The sequence below is a fragment of the Phenylobacterium sp. genome, from assembly GCF_036723115.1.
Classification (GTDB): domain Bacteria; phylum Pseudomonadota; class Alphaproteobacteria; order Caulobacterales; family Caulobacteraceae; genus Phenylobacterium.
Map to the genome: position 1 here is coordinate 1 of NZ_DAIMHV010000128.1, position 7,620 is coordinate 7,620.

At 70.2% G+C, this 7,620-nt stretch carries 7 protein-coding genes; 4 read left to right on the top strand and 3 right to left on the bottom strand.

The genetic code is table 11. The annotated features are described in order from the left end of the window. The coding region (locus V7D28_RS12060; protein WP_333587627.1) for an HAD-IC family P-type ATPase at positions 1-1,771 on the top strand (1,771 nt) is incomplete at its 5' end. Here the strand turns inward: V7D28_RS12060 and V7D28_RS12065 are convergent. The 3 genes from V7D28_RS12065 to V7D28_RS12075 all read right to left on the bottom strand — a co-directional run bounded on the left by V7D28_RS12065 (position 1,762) and on the right by V7D28_RS12075 (position 3,116). Then, complete coding sequence (locus V7D28_RS12065; RefSeq protein WP_333587628.1) at positions 1,762-2,061, bottom strand: helix-turn-helix domain-containing protein; 300 nt, start codon at positions 2,059-2,061, stop codon at positions 1,762-1,764. The two genes, V7D28_RS12060 and V7D28_RS12065, sit on opposite strands and share 10 nt — an antisense overlap. Next, a complete protein-coding gene (locus tag V7D28_RS12070) occupies positions 2,058-2,531 on the bottom strand; it encodes a hypothetical protein (RefSeq protein ID WP_333587629.1) in 474 nt (157 codons plus the stop codon). The genes V7D28_RS12065 and V7D28_RS12070 overlap by 4 nt, the downstream gene beginning before the upstream one ends. Positions 2,532-2,669: 138 nt before the next feature. Continuing rightward, on the bottom strand, positions 2,670-3,116 hold the full coding sequence (locus tag V7D28_RS12075) for a response regulator (protein WP_333587630.1): 447 nt from the start codon (positions 3,114-3,116) through the stop codon (positions 2,670-2,672). A gap of 230 nt (positions 3,117-3,346) precedes the next feature. Here V7D28_RS12075 and V7D28_RS12080 point away from each other — a divergent pair, with 230 nt between their 5' ends. The 3 genes from V7D28_RS12080 to V7D28_RS12090 form a co-directional block, all read left to right on the top strand. Beyond that, entirely contained in the window at positions 3,347-4,060 is a 714-nt protein-coding gene (locus V7D28_RS12080; RefSeq protein ID WP_333587631.1) for a response regulator transcription factor, read from the top strand. Then, a complete protein-coding gene (locus V7D28_RS12085) occupies positions 4,057-5,379 on the top strand; it encodes a FecR domain-containing protein (RefSeq protein ID WP_333587632.1) in 1,323 nt (440 codons plus the stop codon). The genes V7D28_RS12080 and V7D28_RS12085 overlap by 4 nt, the downstream gene beginning before the upstream one ends. 6 nt (positions 5,380-5,385) lie before the next feature. Further along, the coding region (locus tag V7D28_RS12090; RefSeq protein WP_333587633.1) for a CHASE2 domain-containing protein at positions 5,386-7,620 on the top strand (2,235 nt) is incomplete at its 3' end.

Genomic DNA, 7,620 nt, shown 5'->3' on the forward strand with positions numbered 1-7,620 from the left:
CCCGGCGGTGATGACCATCACCCTCTCGGTGGGAGTCCAGGCCATGGCCCGGCGGCACGCCATCGTGCGCAGGCTGCCGGCGATCGAGGCCATCGGTTCGGTCTCGGTGATCTGCACGGACAAGACCGGCACCCTCACGCGCAATGAAATGGTGGTGGCCCGCGCGGAAACCCCGGCGGGCGTCTTCGCCATTTCCGGCGAGGGCTACGGGCCGGAGGGCCTTGTCACCCCCGCCGGCGACCTGCACGCTCTGGGCCTGGCCGCCGCCCTCTGCAACGACGCGGCCCTGGCCTTTCGCGACGGCCAGTGGATCGTCGAGGGCGACCCCATGGAGGGCGCTCTGCTGGCCTTCGCCGCCAAGGCCGGCGCCCGGACGCAGGGCGCCCACAGGCTCGACGCCATCCCCTTCGATTCCCGCCACCGCTTCATGGCCGTGCTGACCAGGGGGGAGGACGGACGGCCGGTCACCTATCTGAAAGGCGCGCCTGAGCGCGTGCTCGACATGTGCGGCGACATCGATCGCGACGTCTGGCGCGAGCGGGCCGAGGCCATGGCCCGTGAGGGCCTGCGGGTCCTGGCCCTGGGCCAACGCCAGGAGGCCGGCGAACAGATCGATGCGGCGCGCCTGGAGGGCGGCCTCGCCTTCCTCGGTCTGGTCGGTCTGATCGATCCCCCCAGGCCCGAGGCCGTGGCCGCGGTGGCCGAGTGCCGCGCGGCCGGCATTCAGGTGAAGATGATCACCGGCGACCATGCCGGGACGGCGGGCGCCATCGCCGCTCAGATCGGGCTGGACAATCCGGGCCGGGTGCTCACCGGCGCCGACCTCGACGAGATGGATGATGCGCGGCTGGCCCAGGAGGTGAGCGCGGTCAACGTCTTCGCCCGCACCAGTCCGGAGCACAAGCTGAGGCTGGTCACCGCCCTCCAGGCACAGGGCCTGTCGGTGGCCATGACCGGCGACGGGGTCAATGACGCGCCCGCCCTGAAGCGCGCCGACGCCGGCATCGCCATGGGGCAGAAGGGGTCCGAAGCCGCCAAGGAGGCCGCCGACCTCGTCCTCACCGACGACAACTTCGCCTCCATCGCCGCCGCCGTGCGCGAGGGCCGCACCGTCTACGACAATCTGAAAAAGGTGATCAGCTGGACCCTGCCCACCAATGCGGGCGAGTCGCTGGTGATCATCCTGGCGCTGCTGGCCGGCCTCGCCCTGCCCATCACCGCCGTTCAGATCCTGTGGATCAACCTGATCACCAGCGTCACCCTGGGGCTGGCCCTGGCCTTCGAGCCCACCGAGAAGGGCGCCATGGCCCGTCCGCCCCGGCGACGGGACTCCCCCATCCTGTCGGGAACCCTGGTCTGGCACGTGGTGATGGTGGCGCTTCTGTTCCTGGCGGCCGTGTTCGGCATCTACAGCTACGCCATCGACAGGGGCTATCCGCCGGCCATGGCCCAGACCATGGCTATGAACACCCTGGTGGTGCTGGAGATTTTCCACCTCTTCTTCATCCGCAACATCCACGGCGCCTCCTTCACCTGGGCGGCGGCCCGGGGTACACGGGCGGTGTGGGTGGTCGTCCTGCTGGTGACCGCAGCCCAGTTCGCCGTCACCTACCTGCCGCCGCTCCAGGCGGTGCTGGGGACCCAGGCGGTCAGCCTTGGCGACGGGCTGCTGATCGTGGCCACCGGGGCGGTCTTCTTCATCCTCATCGAGATCGAGAAGCAGATTCGCCTCGGCCTTCGAACCGTCCGCGCGGCGCCGACTCAGGCCTGATCGCCCGCCTCCCCGCCCCCCGTCGTCAGCGGCGACGGGGGCTTTGCGGCCCGGCGCTCCATCTCTTCGAAGAAGTAGTCCACGGGGACCTTCAGGGCGCAGGCCAGGGAGAACAGCCGCGAGGCGCTGACCCGGTTCAGCCCCTTCTCGTACTTCTGCACCTGCTGGAAGCTCACCCCCAGCGTCTCGGCCAGTTGCGTCTGTGTGATGCCCAACTCCCGGCGCCGGCGACGCATGCGCAGGCCGACATGGGCGTCCACCGGGTGCCGGCGCGCAATCGTGCTGGTCATCGGAACATGCCCGCCGGCGCGAGGCTGTGGTCGGACAGGCAGATCCAGCTCGGCGCGCCCCCCAGCAGCGGCATGGCCACCCCCAGGCGGCAGAGCCGGCCGTCCTCCTGCTCCACCACCAGCCGGTATTGTCGCGGATGACGCCAATGAGCGTTCACCGGGGTCCAGTCGCGCCTGAGCGCCAGGGGGCGCAGCCGTCGGCGCCGGCAAACCTCGGCGATCTGGCGAAGATCGGCGACGCGGCAACCCCAGGCCCGCCGAAAACCAACCCCGGCCAGCAATCCCAGCACCGCTGCGGCCGACTGGGCGGCCGGCTGGACGTCGAGAAGCGCAAGCAGCCCCAGCCCGAGCATGGGCGCGGTCATCCAGGGCGCAGCCGCGCCGATCCGCACGGCCAGGGCCCGCCTGTCAGGCCCTCGATCTTCCTCCAACGCCGCGACAAACCGCGCGCCGTCCGCTGTCATGGTCATGATGAATCCCCACCCCTGCGACAGCGGGACAAGGGATACGGCTCAGCTTCTCGGGAAAGGCGAGGGCCCTCGAAGTTACAACTTCTTACATTCCCAGCTCAGGCGGACGGCGGCGTCTCAGCCCAAGGGCGCTTTGGCTCAGTGGATTGGGCGGGCCGCCGTCGCCCGGGGCGCGACTTGCGGTCCCACGCCGACGCCCAGCCGCGCCTCCACCGCCTCGAACAGTTGCGCCGCGTTGAACGGCCAGGCCAGGTGGTCGTCCATGCCCGCGGCCAGGGCGGCCGCACGGCCTTCCGGCGCGCCATAGCCGATCACCGGCGTGGGTTCGCGCCCCTCCTGGCCCTCAATCCTGCGGATCACCTGGGTCAGGGCGGGACCGTCCAGCAGGGCGGCCTCCATATTCATCAGGATCAGGCTCCAGCGTTCCCCGCGCCAAGCCTCGAAGGCGTCGGAACCATTGGGAGCGATCACCGCACGAAGACCTGCAAAATCCAGCAAAGCCAGCAGCAGCCGCTGCCGCGGTTGGCTCGCCTCGACGATCAGCACAGGACGAAGGGGTGGAAGGAACTCGGCGGCGCTACACATGAATTCTTCCGGCTCCGGGGACAGGGCGCCTTTGCGGCGCGCGCCGGTTATTCATAATTGTTCTCGTCGGCCATGTTCGCGCCGGCGCCCAGGCTTTACACTGTGTTGCAATCTGTTCCCCTGCCGTTGCCGGGTCGGCGACCAAGCGGCGTCCGCAGCTCTACCGACAGGCTCATCCCCGGGCCGCACACCCATGGGACTCCCCGATTCCCCCTGAGTCGATCAAGCGCATGAGAGTCGCACTGCTGGAGGATGATCTGGCTCAGGCCGAACTGCTGCAGCAGATTCTGCGGGGTGACGGCCATGTGTGCGTGCACTTCGGCGCTGGCGAGGCCCTCCAGGCGCAGTTGCGTCAGGAGACCTTCGACATCCTGCTGCTCGACTGGAATGTTCCCGGCCTCTCGGGCCTGGAGCTCCTGGCCTGGATCAGGCGCACCTTGAGCCCGCCCCCAGGCGTGCTGATGGTGACGGCGCGCAACTCCGCCCATGACATCGTCACCGCCCTCGACGCCGGAGCCGACGACTTCATCGTCAAGCCGGTGGACCGCGCCGTCCTTCTGGCCCGGATGAGCGCCGTCCTGCGCCGCCTGCAAAGTGCGGAGTCCGCCGCCACAGGGGAGACCATCGCGGGCTTCCTCTTCGAGCCCGCCACAACGACGGTCGTGACGCCGGACGGCCCCTGCCTCCTGACCGCCAAGGAATTCGCCCTGGCCCTGACCCTGTTCCGAAACGCCAACCGCCCCCTGAGCCGCGCCTATCTGATGGAGACGGTCTGGGGCCGGCGCCCTGACCTCGCAACGCGCACCCTGGACGCCCATGTCTCTCGCCTGCGCAGCAAGCTCAACCTCCACCCGGAACAGGGGTATCGTCTGGCGCCGGTCTATAGCTTCGGCTATCGCCTTGAAGTCTATGGGTCCGATCAGGGTCGGGAGACGGGCGAATGATCATCAAGGCGGCGCGCACGCGGACGCTGGCCGCCCTGGCCGGCTTCGCCCTGATCCTTCTGAGCCCGGCGCACGCCGGCGCCGAGCCGGTCACCGCCTATCCGGTCAAGCGTGGCGATACGCTGTATGGCCTCGCCAGTGAGTTCCTGGTCTCGCCGCAGAGCCACCGCGAGGTGGCCCGCCTCAACCGTGTGACCGAGGCGCGCCGGCTGCCTCCTGGCCGCGTCCTTCAGATTCCCGACCGCCTGCTGCGCACCGAGCCCGTGATCGCCCGACTGGCGGCCTTCCGCGGCCCGGTCACCGTCATCCAGGGCGGCGCCGAGGTGGCGGCGGTCGCCGACATGCCCATCGGCCAGGGCGCGCGGATCCTCACGGGAGAAGCCGCCTTCGCCACCCTTGAGCTGCCGGACGGCTCCCGCGTCTCCCTGCCCTCCCGCAGCCGCGTGCGGGTGGAAGAGCTCCGCCGCGTCCTGCTCACGGGCCAGGTCCGTCGCCGGTTCGCGCTGGAAGCCGGCCGCAGCGCCATCACCGTCAGTCCGGAACGTCCAACGGACGGCTTCTCCATCACCACGCCACTCACCGTCTCGGCCGTGCGCGGCACCGTCTTCCGGGTCAGCCACGACGAGGCGACCGACCGTTCCACCCTGGAAGTCATCGAAGGCGTAGTGGCCAACGCCGCCGCGTCCGGTGATGGCGAGGCGTCGGTCAGCGAAGGCTTCGGCCGCCTGACCCAACCCGCAGGCCCAGGCCAGCTCCTGCCGCTTCTGCCGGCGCCACAATTCGTGGGCGCAGGTCGGGCCCAGGACGAGCCCGACCTGACCTTCACCCTGCGCCCCATGGCCGAGGCCGCCGCCTACCGCATCCAGATCGGGGCTGACGCCGGCTTCATCGACGTGCTCACCGAGGCGACCGCCCCTGAGCCCGTTGTCAGCCTGGACGGCGCCGCCATACCCAACGGAGCCCTGTTCGCCCGCGCCACGGCCATCGATGGGGCGGGGCTGGAAGGGCTTCCCGCTGTGGTGGCCTTCCAACGGCGGCTCAACAGCCTGGACCTCGGCCCGCCGGACGCCGGCGGCGACCGCTTTCTCTTCCGCTGGGCCGACGCCGGCGAGGGGGTGGCGCGGTTCCGTTTCCAGCTGGCGCGCGATGCGGACATGACCGATCTTCTGGTGGACGAGCCGGGCCTCGAAGACCGACGGATCGCGGTCACCAACCTGCCGCCGGGCGCCTACTATTGGCGCGTCCGGGTGACCCGCTTCGAGGGGGGCGAGGCCTTCGAGAAGTGGTCGAAGGTCGAGCGGTTCCAGCTGGGGGAATAGGCGGCGATGGCTCCGGCCGCGGCTCGCCATGTCCGCCTGGAATGGTGGCTGACGGCGTTCCTCATCCTGACTGTGTCCGCCTGGCTTTCCCTTTCCGGAGCCGCAGGGCGCCTCGACGCCATGGTCTATGACGGTCTCATGCGACGCGCCCAGGCGCCCGCTGACGGCCAGGTGGTGATCGTCGCCATCGACGACCTGAGCATCGCCGAAGTCGGCCCCTGGCCCTGGCCGCGCTCGGTCCACGCCGCGCTGACGACGCAACTGGCCGCCGCCAATCCCAAGGTGTTGGCCTATGACATTCTCTTTCCGGAGCCCTCCGCCGACCCCGCCGCAGACGAGGCTTTCGCCGAGGCGCTGCGCAACATGGGCGCAGCGGTTCTTCCGCTTCACCTGGAAGCCCCGGGTCCCGACGGCGCAGCCTATTGGGTCCGCCCGCCGACCCCGCCTCTGGCGCAGGCCGCCGCCGGGCTTGGTCATGTAAACCTGCAGTTTGACGCCGACGGCGTGGTCCGCCGCGCCAGTCTGGTCGAACGGATCGACGGACGAGACATTCCCCATCTCGCCCTGGCCGCGGAGCGCGTGGCCCAGGGTCTTTCGCACCCAATCCCGCCCCCGGCGGGCCCTGCAGACCATCTGGAGCGGAGCCCCCCCGTTCTGATCCCCTTCAAGGGTCCGCCGGGCCACTTCCCCACCCTGCCGGCCAGCCAGGTCCTTCGGGGCGAGGCCCCGGACGCGTTTCTCCGCGATCGCCACGTCCTGGTTGGCGTCACCGCCAGCGGCCTCGGCGACCGCTACGCCACCCCGCTCAGCCGCTCGGCCGACCTCATGTCCGGCGTGGAGATCATCGGCCACATCCTGGCCGGCGAGCTTCATGGACAAGCTCTCCAGCCCCTGTCGCCGGCCGGCCGCCTCGCCTTCGGCTGGGCGCCCGTCCTCATCATGCTGCTGGCCTTGCGCCGCTTGAAGCCGCAGGCCGTGATGCTTCTGGCGGCGGGCCTCGTGATTCTGGTTCTGGCGTCGAGCCTGCTGCTCATGGTCACGGCCAGACTCTGGGCGCCGCCTTCCGGCGGCCTGCTCAGCCTGGTCCTGCTCATGCCGGTCTGGGCCTGGCGGCGGCTGGCGGCCGCCAGTCGCTATCTCAATCAGGAACTGGAGCGGTTCGCCCAGACCCCCGATCTCCTCACCCCGGTCGCCGCCAGCCGGGGCGGAGACCGCATCTCCCGACAGATGGACGCGCTGGAGACCGCGATCGGCCGCGCCGAGGCCCTGCGCAAGCTCATCTTCGACGCGCTCCAGTCCCTTCCCGATGCGGCCTTCCTCCTGGACCAGGACGGGCGGGTGACCTTCGCCAACAGTCGCGGCCACGACCTCTTGCCCAATGCGATGGGTGCGGACTTCCAGGGCCTTATCGAAGCCTGGCGGCGCCCCGACTCTGAGACCGAGGAAGACGGCGAGACCGTGGAGCGCCACGCCCCTGACGGACGGATCTTCCAGATCGACACCCGACCGCTCACCGAGGCCGCAGGGCCGGCGCGCCACCTCGTTCGACTGGTCGACATCACCCCCTTGCGAGCGGCCGCCGCCCAACGCGAGCGGGTGGTCCAGTTGCTCACCCACGACATGCGCTCGCCGCAGGTCTCGATCCTCGCCCTCCTGCGAACTCATCCGGACCTGGCCACTCTGCCCGTGGCGCAGCGGATCGAGACCTATGCCAACCAGACCCTCGCCCTGGCCGACAGCTTCGTTCAGCTGGCTCGCGCCGAAGCCGACGAAATGGATCTTGAGCCCCTCGACCTCGGGGACCTTCTCACCGAGGTCGCCGACGAACTCTGGCCTCAGGCCCAGGCTCGAGGTCTGCGCATCCTGGTCGAGACGCCGGAAGCCGCCCCGATCACCGGCGATCGCACCCTGCTCTCCCGCGCCCTGGCCAACCTCTTGGGCAATGCGCTCAAGCACTCGCCGGACGGTCAGCCGGTGGAGGCCAGCGTCAGGGTCGAGGGGGAAACCGTAGTCTGCGAGATCGCCGATCGCGGGCCGGGCCTTCCGGTCCAGGCCCTGGAGCGAATCTTCCAGCCTTTCCAGAGGCTCCCCGAAACAGGAACGACCGCGGGCGGTTCAGGTCTTGGCCTGGTGATCGTGGCCGAGGTGGCCCGGCGGCACGGGGGCGCCGCGGGGGCCGCCCAGCGCCCGGGCGGCGGGGCGGTGTTCAGTCTGAGCCTTCCGAGGGCCGCAGGGCCGCCG